The 14,607-nt window shown below is 59.5% G+C and carries 14 protein-coding genes and 2 pseudogenes; 11 read left to right on the top strand and 5 right to left on the bottom strand.

Annotated elements, in window-relative coordinates:
• Window positions 1-13 precede the first annotated feature (13 nt).
• Window positions 14-727: an RES family NAD+ phosphorylase gene (locus ACVWZM_RS20140; protein ID WP_456854411.1), complete on the bottom strand. Its 714-nt coding sequence runs from the start codon at window positions 725-727 to the stop codon at window positions 14-16.
• Window positions 727-1,113, bottom strand: a complete 387-nt coding sequence (locus ACVWZM_RS20135) for an antitoxin Xre/MbcA/ParS toxin-binding domain-containing protein (protein ID WP_456854409.1) — start codon at window positions 1,111-1,113, stop codon at window positions 727-729. The genes ACVWZM_RS20140 and ACVWZM_RS20135 overlap by 1 nt, the downstream gene beginning before the upstream one ends.
• Before the next feature lie 160 nt (window positions 1,114-1,273).
• Between ACVWZM_RS20135 and ACVWZM_RS20130 the strand changes: the two genes are divergently transcribed.
• Genes ACVWZM_RS20130 through ACVWZM_RS20115 form a run of 4 tightly spaced genes read left to right on the top strand, consistent with a single transcriptional unit; the run spans window position 1,274 to window position 4,115 of the window.
• Window positions 1,274-1,822, top strand: coding sequence for a hypothetical protein (locus ACVWZM_RS20130; protein ID WP_456854407.1), 549 nt, complete (start codon window positions 1,274-1,276; stop codon window positions 1,820-1,822).
• Window positions 1,815-2,312 (top strand): DUF7665 family protein, encoded by a 498-nt coding sequence (locus ACVWZM_RS20125; protein WP_456854405.1) that lies wholly within the window; start codon window positions 1,815-1,817, stop codon window positions 2,310-2,312. The genes ACVWZM_RS20130 and ACVWZM_RS20125 overlap by 8 nt, the downstream gene beginning before the upstream one ends.
• The gene (locus tag ACVWZM_RS20120) at window positions 2,260-2,784 is read left to right on the top strand and encodes a hypothetical protein (protein ID WP_456854403.1); all 525 of its coding nucleotides are present in this window, start codon (window positions 2,260-2,262) and stop codon (window positions 2,782-2,784) included. The genes ACVWZM_RS20125 and ACVWZM_RS20120 overlap by 53 nt, the downstream gene beginning before the upstream one ends.
• On the top strand, window positions 2,781-4,115 hold the full coding sequence (locus ACVWZM_RS20115) for a hypothetical protein (protein WP_456854401.1): 1,335 nt from the start codon (window positions 2,781-2,783) through the stop codon (window positions 4,113-4,115). The genes ACVWZM_RS20120 and ACVWZM_RS20115 overlap by 4 nt, the downstream gene beginning before the upstream one ends.
• On the opposite strand, the gene ACVWZM_RS20110 is transcribed toward ACVWZM_RS20115, so the two are convergent.
• Complete coding sequence (locus tag ACVWZM_RS20110; RefSeq protein ID WP_456854399.1) at window positions 4,110-4,319, bottom strand: hypothetical protein; 210 nt, start codon at window positions 4,317-4,319, stop codon at window positions 4,110-4,112. The genes ACVWZM_RS20115 and ACVWZM_RS20110 overlap by 6 nt on opposite strands.
• A gap of 375 nt (window positions 4,320-4,694) precedes the next feature.
• Window positions 4,695-5,326 (bottom strand): annotated as a pseudogene (locus ACVWZM_RS20105) (IS110 family transposase); the annotation flags it as partial.
• 677 nt (window positions 5,327-6,003) lie between these two features.
• On the opposite strand from ACVWZM_RS20105, the gene ACVWZM_RS20100 reads away from it, so the two are divergent.
• The 5 genes from ACVWZM_RS20100 (at window position 6,004) to ACVWZM_RS20080 (ending at window position 11,672) form a co-directional block, all read left to right on the top strand.
• The gene (locus ACVWZM_RS20100) at window positions 6,004-7,569 is read left to right on the top strand and encodes a tyrosinase family protein (protein ID WP_456854397.1); all 1,566 of its coding nucleotides are present in this window, start codon (window positions 6,004-6,006) and stop codon (window positions 7,567-7,569) included.
• A 107-nt stretch (window positions 7,570-7,676) separates the two neighbouring features.
• Entirely contained in the window at window positions 7,677-8,186 is a 510-nt protein-coding gene (locus tag ACVWZM_RS20095) for a hypothetical protein (protein ID WP_456854395.1), read from the top strand.
• Between the two features lie 106 nt (window positions 8,187-8,292).
• Complete coding sequence (locus ACVWZM_RS20090) at window positions 8,293-9,678, top strand: hypothetical protein (protein WP_456854393.1); 1,386 nt, start codon at window positions 8,293-8,295, stop codon at window positions 9,676-9,678.
• 23 nt (window positions 9,679-9,701) lie between these two features.
• Window positions 9,702-11,231: a phospholipase effector Tle1 domain-containing protein gene (locus ACVWZM_RS20085; RefSeq protein WP_456854391.1), complete on the top strand. Its 1,530-nt coding sequence runs from the start codon at window positions 9,702-9,704 to the stop codon at window positions 11,229-11,231.
• A gap of 108 nt (window positions 11,232-11,339) precedes the next feature.
• Window positions 11,340-11,672: a hypothetical protein gene (locus ACVWZM_RS20080; protein WP_456854389.1), complete on the top strand. Its 333-nt coding sequence runs from the start codon at window positions 11,340-11,342 to the stop codon at window positions 11,670-11,672.
• 20 nt (window positions 11,673-11,692) lie between these two features.
• On the opposite strand, the pseudogene ACVWZM_RS20075 reads toward ACVWZM_RS20080, so the two are convergent.
• Window positions 11,693-12,844: pseudogene (locus ACVWZM_RS20075) on the bottom strand (IS5 family transposase); the annotation flags it as partial.
• Between the two features lie 451 nt (window positions 12,845-13,295).
• On the opposite strand from ACVWZM_RS20075, the gene ACVWZM_RS20070 reads away from it, so the two are divergent.
• The gene (locus ACVWZM_RS20070; RefSeq protein ID WP_456854387.1) at window positions 13,296-13,568 is read left to right on the top strand and encodes a helix-turn-helix domain-containing protein; all 273 of its coding nucleotides are present in this window, start codon (window positions 13,296-13,298) and stop codon (window positions 13,566-13,568) included.
• Between the two features lie 604 nt (window positions 13,569-14,172).
• Window positions 14,173-14,496 carry a hypothetical protein gene (locus tag ACVWZM_RS20065; RefSeq protein WP_456854385.1) on the top strand — a complete coding sequence of 108 codons (324 nt, stop codon included), beginning with the start codon at window positions 14,173-14,175 and terminating at the stop codon, window positions 14,494-14,496.
• Window positions 14,497-14,607: the final 111 nt, after the last annotated feature.

Genomic DNA, 14,607 nt, shown 5'->3' with positions numbered 1-14,607 from the left:
CCAATGTTTCTATCTATTCGGCAGCATCTCTGCCGACATCGGGCGCCACTAACGCACCCCGTAAAATTTCTTTGCCGTCGGAAAAATCATAGATGCTCTTGATCTTCTGCCCGTCCCACACGAAACGGTAGTGCGCGCCTTGCACGGCACGAGGCAGCAAGGCCCCGTCGAATACGGAAAGGAAGCGATGCTCGCCGAAGCCCGGCCGGCAGAACAGAACGCCGGGCGAGCCGCTGTCATGAAGCTGGTGCCCGATCTTCCGGCGTTCGGCCTTCGAGAGGTTGGGATCGAGCTTCGTGAGGTCGTGAAAACTTCCTGTAATGCGACGGCCGAAGACACGCATGTCGAGGCCCATCGCGGGTTCGCCCGTGCTGCCGAGAAATTCCTCGCGGCGCAGCAGGGCGAATGCCAGAGCCGTGTTGATGTCACTAGCAAGTTCAAGGCACCCGAGCGTCGGCCCCAGAAAAAAGGTCCCACGTGGGTCCTTGTAGGCGAAGGGCGCATGATTCCAGTTCTGATACTGGCTGGCCGATTTTTCGCCCGCCTTCGGCACACTGGGTAGCTGCTTGATTGCGGCCAGGCGAGGATTTGTGCGCTCTTCCAGAGCTTTCGCGGCATTCTGTAACTGGTCGTCGCCCAGCCGCTCGTACACCTCGATGATCGGAAACCGGGAGGGGATAAGTTGGTAACAATCCTGATCGAACGTACGCTTGGGATACATCGCCATCAGCCTCCGCGCTGGGCATCCAGATAAACGCGGACCGCATAGATGTCGGTCAGCTTGCCATCGAGCATCACGTCGAGCGCGGTGCGGCCTCCAAAATACTTGTTGGGCCTTTCGATCCATGTGTCGGCCGCATGTGGATCGGGAACGACTATTTGCAGTGCTTTATAAATGGCGGCGAGGTGCGAGATGCGGTCCTCCGTATCGGTCGATAGCAAGCCGCCTTCCTTTTTCCATTTGTAAAACGTCGACCGCGCCGGGGCGCCGAGCAGCGTGATCTGCTGCTCGATCGATAGCTTCCAGGCGTCGGCAATTTTGAAAAACACATCCAAGGCCCGGTTTGGGGATGCGCTCGCGGATGTTTCGGCGGGTGTGGCGGCAGGCGGCATGAGGGCTCCATAAGTCCAAAATCGGACTTGACGTAGCATATTCGTTCAATTACAGACAGTCCAATAACGTACGAAATTATCCAATTTGTCCGTTTCCGAACGTAAGCCGCGCTTTTACTGCCCTTTATGGGGCAGAAGCCACAGCTTAAAGGACCATACCATGGAACATAGCAACCAAAACGCGAATCCCAAGCATGTTGAAGGCCAGCCTCCCGATTCGGCCCTTGAGGGCATCGAGGTCTTCGAAATCGAGGTTGAAGTCGAAATTGAGGACCGCGAAGAGGCGATCGGCTTTTTCATCGTCATCGACGAGCGCTTCCACGAGACGGTTCGTGCCCGCATCGGCGTGACCGATGACATGCACCTCTTCGAACACGGCCACGACAAGCCGCTTCCTTGCCCGCCGCATGGACGCAAGGCCATTCGTCTGGTGGGGCACCGCTGCCCGGTTGTCACGCTTCAGGTCCGCTACGAACATCGCACGATCGAGCATCCCTTCGCTCCGTCGGAGACGGTCTTCAAGGCCCTGCAATGGGCCGTTGGCAAGAAGGGCTTTGGCCTCGACCCGGTGGCTGCGGCAAAAGCCAACCTGATCTTGCCGGGCGCCGACGCGCCGCTTCCGCGCGAGGATGCGTTGGGCAAGTTCGTCAAACCCGGCCATTGCACGCTGGTCGTTGATCTCACGCTGAAGGATTTCAGCAATGGCTGACGCTGTATCAGCCGCGCAGCAAACGCTGGATGCGCATCTTCGGTCGGTGCGCTTCCTTGCCGGCGTCGAACAGGGGCGCTGGCAGATCGTGCGTTATGCGTTCCCAAACCTGGAAATGAATATTACCGGCTTCGATCCGCCCACGAGTCACAGCGTGACCTTCGGCTTTCAGTTGGTATGCGACAATTTTCCGGCCGCGGGTCCGTTCATCCAGCATTGGGACCATGCGGAAGGCAAACGTCCTGCTCCCCTCGCGGCGAGCGCCGACAGCGTCGTCGATGCGCTGAAGCAGTGGACCGACCAGCAGCCAGGAACCTATGGCGGTATTTACCGCCCGTGGCAGCGCCTTGCCGCGCCGCATAACGGCTGGGCATCGAAACGCCCAGACCTCGTATGGCGCCGGGATCGGCACATCACTTTCATTATGGAGCGCTTGTATGAGCTCGTTTCTGAACACGCTGCTTGGTTGGGCCGGGCTCGCGCCGCCTAGAATTATCTGCACACGGCGCGTCTGGGATTCTGGCGTGCGCGAGCTTGCAAGCCGCACATTGCGCGAAACGCGCGAAAGCGGCGCCTATCTTCTCGGCCGCACATTGAAGAACGGCACGCACGAGATCCTTGAATTCGTGTTCTACGATGACGTTGATCCGAAGGCGCTGGCGACTGGCATTGTGACCATTCGTGAAACGGCGCTGCCGCGGCTCTGGGAAATCTGCAGGGCACGGGGTTACGGCGTCGTCGCGGACGTGCATGTGCACCCGTCCGGGTATGGGCAAAGTGCATCCGATCGCGCGGGGCCCGTTATGCCTCGCGCCGGTCACATCGCGTTTATCCTGCCGAATTTTGCTCGCGGTACGCCGAAGCCCGGCAGTATCGGGATGTATGAATTCCTGGGTAACGGCCGGTGGGCTGATCATAGCAAGAGCGGTAGCCGCTTTCTGCGAGTTGGATGGTTCTTATGACGAACCACTGGAAGCGCTCCCGCATCACCAAGGCGCTCACGGACGCTGCGCGCGCGCGTACGTTCGAGGAGGCGGAGGCGCGCCTTGATGCCGTCCGCATTGCCGTCGTGGTGGGCGTTGATCAGGCCGCCACGCGCGCCGGCCAGGCGGCAGCGTTAACCGCCATCGTCACCGCGCGCAAATGCTTTGGTCGCGTCACTCTCGTCAGCGAAGCGGATATTCCGCTGATCGCAAACCTTCCTGTGGGTGCAACGCTTCACCGTGCTGCACGGCGGCTCGGCGCCAGGATTGCCAGAAAGACGCCAGCGAGAACGACGCACAGGATCATCGTTGGGAACGCATCCAGCGACGAAGGCTGGACGATCCGCTGCTGGTGGGACCGATGGCTCTCGGGAACGCGTGTACACAACGATACGATCGGAGACTCCCGGCTGGCTCTTTCCGGCGTGTTTGCTGCCGCCCTTGCCGTCCGCCAAGTTTTCGCAGGTGTCCTTGCCGGAAAGGTGCTGCGCGCAAGGGACGCCACGATTTCGCTCTGGACACCATGGAAGCGGGCCGATCGTACGAACATCGGGCCCGATAGTTTTGACGTGCCTGACCAATTTTGGTTTCTCGGCCTCGGCCATCTTGGCCAAGGCTTCGTCTGGAATCTCTGTCTTCTCGGCTCGAAAGGCGGCCGCGCCGTTCTTCAGGACGATCAAACCATCGGCGAGGAAAACGAGGCAACCAGCCTTCTGGTAACGGGTGACGATATCGGAGAAAAGAAGGCGCGGATTGCGGCCATGTGGCTCGACACAGTTGGCTGGACAGCGGACGTTATCGAACGTCGGCATCATGGCGATATTCGGCTTACGCCCGATGACCCGCCGTATCTATTAAGCGGCCTTGACCGCGTTGAGCCGCGCCGCGTGATGGCGAAACATGGCTTCGATTATATGATCGACGCTGGCCTCGGGCACGGCCCGCATGATTTCGAAGGCATCCAGCTACGCGTAATTGCCAAAGGCGCATCGTCCGGCGATTTGTGGAATGCGCCAGAGCATGCATCCGAAGAAGCACTATCGGATCGGAAAGAAAAAGCTGCTTACAAGGATCTCGAAAAACAGATCGGCCAGTGCGGGATCGTGAGCTTCGCCGAAGCAAGTACCTCCGTGCCGTTTGTGGGGGCGGCTACGGGGGCGTTGGTCATCGCTCAAGCTATCCGTCTTGCCTCACTTCAAACAACAGCCCGCTTTCTGCAAATGGAGCTCGGTGCTCCAGGGATGGTCTCAGTTTCTGACTTCGTTGAATGTGCTCAGACAAATGTTGGTAGTGCACTAATGCAACTATGATTTATGGCATTGCGCGGTTGCCGCGGCAAGACCGGACTCGGCTGGTTTGAGTGATGCAATGTACTCCCGCCGTGAGCGGTAGCCCAGCCGAGAATGCGCGCGTTCTGAGTTGTAATCCACCATCCAATGGTCGATCGGCAGGAGTGCAGTGTGCGCGTCAGGGATCGGGATCACACGAACGTCGTCGCGCTTGAATGTTTTCACCAATGCCTCGGCATGCCGTTGCTCTCGATCGTCACGGAGGACGAGACGCGCGATCGCAGGCTCCCGTGCAACGTCGACAAGCTGTTGCCGCCGTCCGATGTGATGTCGCTCATGTTTTGAACGGCATTGGCCCCGGTCAGCGTGTTGACGGCGGCGAGTGATTCCGCGCCGGAAGCGCGGGGTTCGCCGAGCTTGGCGTTGGCGGCATCGGCGATGTCGGAGAAGAAGCCGAGCGTGTCGTTGGCGATGGTCTAGAGTTGCTCTTTTTGGCTAATTTCTCCGGCACCTGACTTACCCGCCTTCGTTTTATTCACCAATGACTGCGACATTCTCCCCCAATAACCGACGATGTCGGCGCCGCCGACCTGAATTTGTGCCAAGGATCTTGGCGAGACGTCGGCTGCATTCGTCAGCCTTGTGCGAGCCATGAGTTTGGCGAAGATCTCCGGCGATTTGCTCCTCAAGCTGAGCATACTCTTTGGCTTGCGCCGCGAACAGTTCGCGCGCCAAGCCGGGCACGCTCTCATCGGCTTCAATGCGTTCGAGCAGCGGACGAAGTTTCGCCGCCCCTTTGGCGGCAACGAACCCGAACTCGGCGGCATCGCCGCGAATGGCATTGGACAGCTGCGTGCGATTGCGGATAAGCCGATCGCGCAGGCCAACCAGCATCGGGCTGCTTGCTGCTCGGCTATGTTAATTGGTACGAAACGCATCGTTGGCCGGCTCATCGCCTCGGCATCGGCCATATCGTTCTTGCCGCGCTTTACATATGGCTTAACCAGTTGAGCCGGGATCAACTTCACCGTATGGCCGAATGACCGCAAAAGCCGAGCCGAATGGTAGGAAGCGCGCCGCAGGCTTCACCGTCGGCGCAAGCTTCTCCAAAAACGCCACCATCTCCTTGCGCCTCAGCTTTTGCGCAAAAACACCGTCTCGGCGGCGTTCACCCCGTGAAGTTGTAAGAACCGTTTCGGCGTATCCATCCTAATCCGGCTGATCTGTTCCATTGTGGTCCCCTTTCAGTGAGATCTGCAACGACCTCATGCTGGCATACGCGATTGCCGTCAGGGGCCGTCCACCCAACACGCCGAAAAGCTGAGAGACGGAGAGCGCCTTACATGGCGGTTTAGTAGGCTTGGCGGTCCGGCCGAGTATAAGTGTCGAGCTGTCGCGGACATTTGCGAGAGGGTGACGACGAGATGGCCTGACAGTCGACCGGGGCTTCGGAAGCCTGGTCAAAAGATGGAGGATCAATGCCGGACGCTTTACGAGGACCGGAGCGCATATCTCCATCATGGCCGGAAGAATATTCCGACTTTAGGGGCCTACAAGCTTTGGCAGGCGGCGCGCTCAACGATTTAAGGTAGGTGGAGGCGGCGGCCGTCAGATGTCTGATCGTCGCGTTCGTTCAAGCGTCGGCACGCACACGTTCAGAACAATCGTCCGATGCAGAGTTAGCCTCACGCCAGGAGCCCGGCATCGTGGCTTGATACTAAAACAGCACGCGATGACGATGACCATAGCCTGCTGACAGGGGCGGCGTTCCGGCGAAGCCGATTGATCCGCCTTTCGTTTCGTTTGTGGGCTTGACGCTTAGGAAGGAGGATCGCGAACCGCGCCTAGTCGTCCTCGAACGCTTGAAAGACGGTTGCCTAAACAGAGCCATTTGATTGAGGAGGTTGTGATGGCGCGCATGTCCAGCTTGGCGGTCAACGCTGTGTTGTTGCTCGCGTTGCCCTTGGTGCTTCACGGTGCCTACGCGCAGGCCGGTGCAAACACGGGTATCCACGTGCGTATGAAGTGGCAGGATTTCATCAATGGACCGGACGGTGCCAAGCGCCTCGCGAGCCTGGAAAAGGCAGTCGCGAAGATGAGGTCTCTCGACAATAGCCCCATGGATTCTGCGGATTTCCGACGCAGTTGGAGGTACTGGGCGAACATTCATGGATACCTGGGGCCGAACAGCAAGTTCCGGACGGTGGGCTTTCAGAAGGACCGCCTGAATACCCTTAATCTTTCGCAGTTCCTTCCGTACTTGTTGGGGACCGCCAACAAGCCTGGCTTCCAAGATCAGACGCCGCCGGATATTATCGCGACTATCGTCTGGGCGACCTGCCAGCATTCTCCGTCGGGCCAGCAACTAAATTTCTTCGGCTGGCACAGGATGTATCTCTACTATTTCGAGCGCGTGCTGCGATGGGCCGCTAATGATCCTGCGCTCACATTGCCCTATTGGGACTATACGGATCCGGCCCAGTTGGCTTTGCCGGATGCGTTTCAGAATCCGAATTCTCCGCTTTATGACTGGCGACGTTCCGAAGCTTTGAATGAGGGAACGGCCACCTTAAATCCAGAAATCACGGATATCGACGGCCCCCTCAGCACTGACACGAATTTTTTGCAGTATGAGGGCGACATTGAACGGGGGGTGCATGGCAACGTGCACTGCTCGGTTGGTCAGACCTGTCCGATCCCGGTCATGGCTTTGGTGGGTGTGGCGGCAAATGATCCTATCTTCTATGCGCATCACGCGAATATCGACCGTATGTGGTCTTGTTGGCAACATACACATCCGGACGAAAGTCCGGGCGATTGGCAGGACCAGGAATTCAGCTTCGTGGACGAGAACGGCGCGCTCGTGAAGCAACCGGTGAAAGCCTTCCTAAACACTAAGGTTCTTGGCTACACGTACGATAATGAGAGCAATTGCGCGCGAACCCCGGCACCGAACATCGCTGTGGCGCAGTCGGCCGGGACCGGGCAGTCCACTTCATCTACATCAACGCCGCCAATTCCGCTGAATGCAAGCACGACCTCGGTCAACATCACGATCCAGGGGGCGAAGTTGCGCGAACTGGCGGCGGGCCTCTCCGGGAGAACAACTTTGGTGGTTCGAGACGTGAGTTCGCAGTCCGACCCCGGAGCCCTCCTGTCCGTGTTTGTGGCGCGTAAAGACGTACCAAACGTTCGCGAGCATGTAGGCACGATCAATTGGTTCGGGGTTTTTGACCCGATGGAGGGGATGCAGCACAAGGGGCGCGTCTCTCGCACATTCCGGTTCGACGTCTCTAAGGCGCTTCAGACGCTAGGACTCAGCGATACGCGAGAGCTAACAGTGACATTTGAGGCGACATCGGGACTGGTCGCATCCACAAAAAAGGGTGCAAGCGGCAAGAACCTTGCTGCACCGCCCGCCGTTGAATTTCGGAAGGGGGCGGCGCTGACCGTTGGCGCGGTTGAGATTCAGTAGCGAGTGGCCGATGTCCGCGCCGGAAAGCCAATCACGTTCACCTCGTTCCTCTGCTCGGCCAGACTACGATTTCATGTGCAACACGATCCGCCGCCTGGCACCGTTCGATGTCGCCGCCGGACGTCACTCGAAGAACACGCCGAGCGCAAGTTCCACCCGTCCCGCAGTGGCATGCCGAACATTTTCCGCGCGATGCAGCGCGTCGAAATCGACGAGTGGGAGGCCACCTCCTCGTCGACGTGGAAGAGGTCCGCGGCGCCGATCTCGACGGCCTGACAAGCCTGGCGCTGGCCGACAGGCTGCGCGTCGCCGACAAGGTCACCCGCAAGCCCATCGCCGGCAGCCATCTGCGCACCGTCGCCGCGATCAACCCCGTCAACCGCTGCCCGGTCACCATCGTGCCAACCGAGGAGGTCGAACGGTTCGAGACGGAATTCGTCACCCTGTTCGCGATCGCTCGCCAGCAGGGGCGCCACCACATGGCGGTCAAGAAGGAGCTCGAGGCCGCCAGCGTGAAGCCGGCGTTCGATCCGGAGAAGGTCGGGGCAACGTTCTACCAGAGGACGGCTGTTAACAGGAAATTTCGGATGGTGCTTGACAGTATGTCAAGCTCCTGAATCGATGCGCTTTGGCTGGCTGGTTTTGAATTGCCCGTCGAGCATCCTAAAATTGCAGCTCGAGATGGAGGCAAAAATTCATTGCGCCTGATTGAGGACGACTGCCATGGCTGAGGGTTCGGATACTGCGACGCTGCAAGGGGACGTCGCAGCTAAGCGCGAGGGCTTCATAAAGCGTTACTTCGGTGATTTCCGTCCCGTCCGGGTATTGGGCGGCTCCGTGCTGATTCTTTTCGTGATCCTTTCGGCGGCGAGCGCGGTGACCTTCTTTGCTGCCGCCCAGTTTCAATCGCGGATCGCCGAACTGAGCTTTAATGGAGCTCCTCTGACGATCTGGCGGGTCGATCAGTTTCGAGAGGACTTCAAGAATTGGCCTGAGGCCATCAGAAAGCTGCGCGACGGCATCGCACAAGACAAGATAAACCTCGCAAAAGACAGGCAGAATAATCTGGTGCTCGCGGCCGAGCAGTTAAACAAGGCTGCCCGTCTTGGCGAGGACGTCAGATCTCTGAAGCAAAACGTGACTGCCGCATCGGGCCAACTGACCTCGATTGCTGCGACCTCTCAGTCAGAAATCACGCCAAGCGTCTTTGAACTCCTGACCCAGCTCGAGTTGTTGCTTTCTCGCGACGATCTGCAAAAGCTGTTCGGCGATCAACTCGGGCAACTGAAAAAGCGTTACGTCGAAAACGTAGAACTCCGCGCGACCGTGGAAACAAACGAAGCCAAGATAAAGGGCAAGGAAAGTTGGATCGCCAGCCTTCAAGACCAGCGGCAAGACCGCGAGCAGGCGGCTGCTAAGCTTTTCGGAGATTCCAGTTCGACAACGACGCCGGAAGTTGTTGAACGCATCGTCAATATCACAGCCGAACTTTCGTCGCTTTCAAGCGTCTGGGGCGGCGCGGTGTACAACGTGGCGCTATGGACCAACGATATGGTGGTCCTGTCGCTCCTCATCTCGATGGGAGTGCTCGGCAGCGCCCTGAACCTGCTGGCTGCTTTTATCAGTAACGACCAGGATTCGCTTTCGTTCGGCGAATACCCTCTTCGGTTGGCGTTCGGCGCGGTCCTTGCCATTGTCATGTTCATCATCGCCAAGGCTGGAGTACCGGTCCTTGCCGACACCGGGAAGCTCGCCGGCAACGCTCCGCTCAACCCCTACTTCATCTCCTTGCTGGCGGTCGTGTCCGGATTGATGTCCGACCGTTCGATGGCCACCATCCGGGGGGTCGCCAGTTCGCTCCTGAAAAGCGTCGGCGGCGCCGATTACAGTCCACGCTACAGCCGGGTTGACCTGGATGAGGCGCTCAAGGCCACGAACCGCGACCTTGGCGGCATGGCACGCCTCCTGGAAATGGATGGCGACGACGTTCGGAAGCTGTTTTCGGGCAACGACAAGGTGTCTCCGGACCAGCAGAAACTGCTCTCTGCCTATCTGGGGCGCCCCTTGCGCGACTTGTTCTCGGACCTGCCCACGACGGAAGCGAACTGACGGCTGACCTGGAGGGTACCTTCGTGGCAAAGAACATCGTGGTCTATTCGGACGGTACCGGCCAAGACGGCGGCGTGCGACCCGAGCAGCGCATCAGCAACGTCTATAAGATGTACCGCGCATCGCGCACCGGACCTGAAAATCCCATCGACCCTCATGATCAGGTGGCTTTCTATGACCCGGGGCTCGGCACCGACATCGGAGCGACCGCTCTAAGCGCGCCGTGGCGCTTCATCCAGAAGCTGCTCGGTTCGGTCGTCGGCAACGGCATCGTCAAGAATATTGCCGATTGCTACGCCTTCATCATCAACCATTATGGACCCGGTGATCGGGTATTCCTCATTGGCTTCAGTCGCGGCGCCTACACCGTCCGCAGCCTGGCCAATCTGCTTATGTTGTGCGGCGTACCGACCAAGACCCCCACTGGTTCCCTGATGCGATTCCGGAAGCAGGTGGACGACATCGCCGCCGAGGCCGTCACGGTAGTGCTCGAGCATGGGGCCGGATTTCCCCGCGATCAGTATGCAGCCGAACGCCTCGAACAGGCGCGGCGATTTCGGGAGAAATATGGATCGGACGGCGAAGTCAACTCCAATGTGGCTCCTTACTTCATCGGGGTCTTCGACACGGTAGCGTCTCTGGGAGCTAAGGGGCTGCGCCGTTTCGTCATCCAGGCCGGACTCGCATCGGCCTTCACGTTTACCGTAGGCTCGATTGCCGCACTGCCGGCGCTCCTGGTGGCGTGGCTCGTCGACAGATGGCTCCCATTTTGGCCGACCTGGTGGGGCCTGCTCGCTCTGAGCGTAGGCGGTCTCGGTGTCTATTGGATGCACTATCAGAAGCAATCACGCCTGAAAGTTATCCGCGACTTTCCTAAACCTGGGGATCCTCCGCGCAGACACTATGCAGAGTGGAAGGACGAGAATTTCGACCGGCTGCTCAGCGTCTATGTCCGCTTTGGCCGTGCGGCGAACGCGATCGATGAGAACCGGAAGGACTTCCAGCGCGTGCAGTGGGGCACCGTTGCCGACGATCCAGCGGCCAAGCCGAACGCCGAAGGACCACCCAAGTTGATACAGATGTGGTTCGCGGGCAATCACTCCGATATCGGCGGTAGCTATCCCGAAGCTGAGTCGAGGCTCTCAGACAACGCCCTTGCCTGGATGATCGAAGAGGCTACTTCCATACCGAACGGCCTGAAGGTTGGTCCGGTGTTCGTTAACGGCGCCAAATTGGAGAACACCGGAGGCGCGGGCACGCCTTTGAACCTCTACCCCCGCCCTGACGGTGTCCAGCATTGCGAACTCGCTGGCGTGCGAGACACCATCGATGGCTACGTGGAGAAGTTGCCGGCCTGGATGAAATGGCTCCGTGGGCGGCTTAGCCGATTCAATTGGGAGGAACAGATTCGCAGCATTCCGCATGATGTGCTCGTCCATCCCTCTGTGAGAGAACGGTTCAAATTGGACGAGGTGCCTCAGTGCGCCAATCATGGCCTCTACAGGCCAGAATCCATGAGGCATAGTGACGATTTCAAGGTTTACTACTCGTGAGAGACGGGCAGAACAGACGAGCGCACCTCGAAGTTGAGTTATGATGAAGGTAATCCATAATCGCCGCAGCAAGTGCCGGTGCAGGAGGACGATAGACTGGAGCTGAGTGTGGTTCTCGATACAAAGGAGTCCGCAACAGCGGGCATCGACAGAGCCACACTTATTTCCAACACCCAAGCTGAGGTCGACAAGTTCTCAACCCAACTAGGCGTCAAGGCCGTCCCTGCGCATCAAAAGCCCGCGCCCGCAGGCGCCCAAGGCGACGCTTCCGTCACAGAATGGGTCATGAAGATCGCTACGGATCCGGCGATGGTGAAAGCCTACGTCCAGGCGCGCGAGCGTGTCACCTCGATCTTTTACGCGCGACACCAGGGCACGACGACGTCGTTCATGAACGCGCTGTCATTGTCGAAATCGGCGCCGCGAATGAGTCGTTCGTGAAGAAAGTTCTGCAGGCCATCCTATGCGAGGCGCGGTGACGGGAAGCCGCGACTGAGGATCAATAACAATGCGCTCAAAAGCTTGGCGAACCAGCGCAAGAGCAGGCTGAAGTTGAAGCCGGCGGCTGCGAGCACGGCATTGATCCGGTCGCCGTCTCGGCCTTTGAGATAGTTGCGACGCATCCGATGATCGTCCTTGAGATGGCCGATCACGGGCTCGACGGCGGCGCGACGGCGCATCTCGCAACGGATGGCTTTGGTGACCCGACGGACCTGGCCGCTGATCCAGACCTTGAACCGGTCCGGGTAGTTGTGGCCGCGATAGCCCTTGTCGCCATGGATGCGACGCACGGCGGCACCTGTGAGCTTTTCGAGATCGGCGATGACGGGACCGAGCGTGTGGCCGTCATAGGGGTTGCCGTGCAGCGCCTTGGCGTGCAGCACGAACTGGCCGCCTTTGGGCGCGGTGGCGGGGGTGGCAATCGACACCTTGCAGCCGAACTCGTAGGGGGCCCGTGCCTTGCCTTTGCCGATGCATTCCACCTCGGGGGCGTGCAACGAGTAGACCTTCGATCCGCGCTGACGCTGCTCTTGATGGCGAACCCGCAGCGCCAGATCGAGCAGTGGACCAAAGCGATCCTCAAGCGCAGGGTCGCCCTCGATCTTGCGTCTGATGTCACGGATGATGCGGCCAAGCCGGGTACGCAGGAATTTGAGCTCCCGCCGGGCGCGCTTGAACTGGTGGGCGTGCGTATAGCGCCCCACCATGATGACAGCGCGCTTGGCTACACGCAGATAGCTCTGGCGCAATTCGAGGCCCTCGCGTCTGGCTAGTGCCACCAGCTTTTCGATCGCCCGGTGGGTGAGCCGCGCGTCGGTCGGATGCGCAATCGCCTTCTCCTGGACGGTGGTATCCACCACCACGCGCTCAAGATCCTTGCTCTCGATGGCCCCGCTTCGGTGTCCCACCGAAAGGCTCTCCTGCAAGAGCGCCGCAATCTGCTCTTCCCCCAGCCGCCGGCGCCAGCGCGTCAGCGACGAGCGATCGAACGGCAGTTCATGCTGGAACACCACATCCCCGCAGAAATACTGAAAATACGGGTTCTCGACCCACCTGTCGCACAGCGCCTCATCGGAGAGGTTGTGCATGTGCTTGAGGATGAACAGCCCGGCGGCCGCCGTGAGCTCGCGCCGCGCACACATGCTGATCCGTCCTGCCATCGGCTATACCGATCCGATTCGGTATCGCCGCGCCAATCTAGACGGTCAGCTCTCCGGTAATATTCTTGGTGAGGCAATGCGGGTCAATATTGCAGGCCGAATAACAGGGAGCGCGACACTCGCAGAGATTACCTTAGCAAACGCCTGGATTCAGGGGCCGCCATGTCGTTGCGCCCAAAAGAACGTGATTCAAGGATTCGGAGATGAAGGCAAGCCTTCGAAGCACGGAGGACGGCAATAGGCGGCGCGCGAGCCGGTCGCTCGCGGCGCATATCGTCAATCTTTCCGCCTTGCCTGCCGGGTGACGACGATTCCTTGACCCTGGACACCGCCCGGTGGCCTCCGGAGCGGAAACGTGGCAGATTGAGGGACGCAACTGCTTCCGCAGCTCGAATGTTTCGGGATGCTGCGAAGGATTCCCGGAGGAGCCGTGACTGGATCTGACTCCTTTGAAGGAGCGCAACAGCGCCTCAGGACAGTTCTCGGCCGGAACGTCCGCAAGTTAAGGCTATCCCTCCGAATGACCCAAGCTGAGCTCGCGGAGCGTGCGGAAAGCCGCCGCGCACTGATCAGCGACATCGAACGGGGCGAAGCGAACCCGACGCTAGACTCCGTTCTGCGCATCGCGATGGCATTGAGCGTCGAAGCGTCCGAGCTCCTCAAGGCGCGCCGATGAATCGGGAGCGGCCCGACTAGCGCTGGGACCGCTTGTATCGACGCACGAACGAGGGTTCTACGGAGCACCCTCTATTTTCGCCATGGCCATATCTTTGGCACAATCTCTTTGTACTATATAACGTATACGGGCCGTCCCTTAGATCTCCTTTCCGATCGAAATCCGGAAAGGTCTCGGCAATAGCAACAAACCAGGCAGGCAAACACATCAATCGTCCTCGCCGACAGATTGATCGCGCACGGCGCCGTCGCCGAGCATGCGCGGCCGCAATCTCGATCCGCTACTTTCAGATCGGCAATTCCCTCCGTCATAGGCAACTGTTCAGGAGAGAATCATGCGTCCCACCCAGCTTCGCCCCAGGGCTGCCGTTCCAGCGTTTTTCGTTAGTTGCAAATGCGAAATCGAGGTTCCCGTCCGCCAGCCGCTTCTGCGCCACGCGCTCGAGCAAGCGGCCCTCGATCCTTCAGTCCGTGCAATCCGCTATCGGACAGGTCCCGTCATAGAGTGTCCACCGCTTTCGCTGCACGGGGTCGTTCTTGATCGCGTCGATGGGCGCTTCCTGCTCAGGGTATATGAAACCCGACCTGAGCGTAGCGAGGACCAGATGGCGCACACCATCTACGCGCTCGAGCGCTACGGCCTGCGTTTGCTCGAGCGCGATGCATCAGACATCAGGCGCGAGCCGCTCTTTACGAATTCGCGCGCCGTGTGGTCGTATGCCCGGCACCAGGTGTCGCTTTTGGACCGGCAGAGAATCGGTCTCGCCCTCGAAGAAGGCGGCCCGCAGTCGCTCGCGGAGTTGGAAGAGCGGGCTCGTCCTTCCCGCGACATTGTCGCCTCCGTCTGTGCTCTGGCATGTGCAGATCTGGTCAGCCTCAATATCCATCACCTTGCGCTGGGGCGGGCCACTGTCGTCTCAGCGCGATAGCCAACGCTTAACGCCACGACCCGAACGGAAGGAATGCGACCGTCGCGCTGGGGCGTGCTGTGAACATGGCACGTAGCACGATGCTGCCCGCTCCCAATTCGGCCTTGAAAG

The organism is Bradyrhizobium sp. USDA 4501, assembly GCF_054062115.1.
The sequence above is the reverse complement of the archived record's forward strand: the minus strand, read 5'-3'. Positions and strand labels throughout refer to the sequence as shown.

Coding starts and splice junctions, on each gene's coding strand:
- ACVWZM_RS20140 (WP_456854411.1), bottom strand. CDS start 727: ATGGCGATGTATCCCAAGCGTACGTTCGATCAGGATTGTTACCAACTT.
- ACVWZM_RS20135 (WP_456854409.1), bottom strand. CDS start 1,113: ATGCCGCCTGCCGCCACACCCGCCGAAACATCCGCGAGCGCATCCCCA.
- ACVWZM_RS20130 (WP_456854407.1), top strand. CDS start 1,274: ATGGAACATAGCAACCAAAACGCGAATCCCAAGCATGTTGAAGGCCAG.
- ACVWZM_RS20125 (WP_456854405.1), top strand. CDS start 1,815: ATGGCTGACGCTGTATCAGCCGCGCAGCAAACGCTGGATGCGCATCTT.
- ACVWZM_RS20120 (WP_456854403.1), top strand. CDS start 2,260: ATGAGCTCGTTTCTGAACACGCTGCTTGGTTGGGCCGGGCTCGCGCCG.
- ACVWZM_RS20115 (WP_456854401.1), top strand. CDS start 2,781: ATGACGAACCACTGGAAGCGCTCCCGCATCACCAAGGCGCTCACGGAC.
- ACVWZM_RS20100 (WP_456854397.1), top strand. CDS start 6,004: ATGGCGCGCATGTCCAGCTTGGCGGTCAACGCTGTGTTGTTGCTCGCG.
- ACVWZM_RS20095 (WP_456854395.1), top strand. CDS start 7,677: ATGTCGCCGCCGGACGTCACTCGAAGAACACGCCGAGCGCAAGTTCCA.
- ACVWZM_RS20090 (WP_456854393.1), top strand. CDS start 8,293: ATGGCTGAGGGTTCGGATACTGCGACGCTGCAAGGGGACGTCGCAGCT.
- ACVWZM_RS20070 (WP_456854387.1), top strand. CDS start 13,296: ATGCTGCGAAGGATTCCCGGAGGAGCCGTGACTGGATCTGACTCCTTT.
- ACVWZM_RS20065 (WP_456854385.1), top strand. CDS start 14,173: ATGGCGCACACCATCTACGCGCTCGAGCGCTACGGCCTGCGTTTGCTC.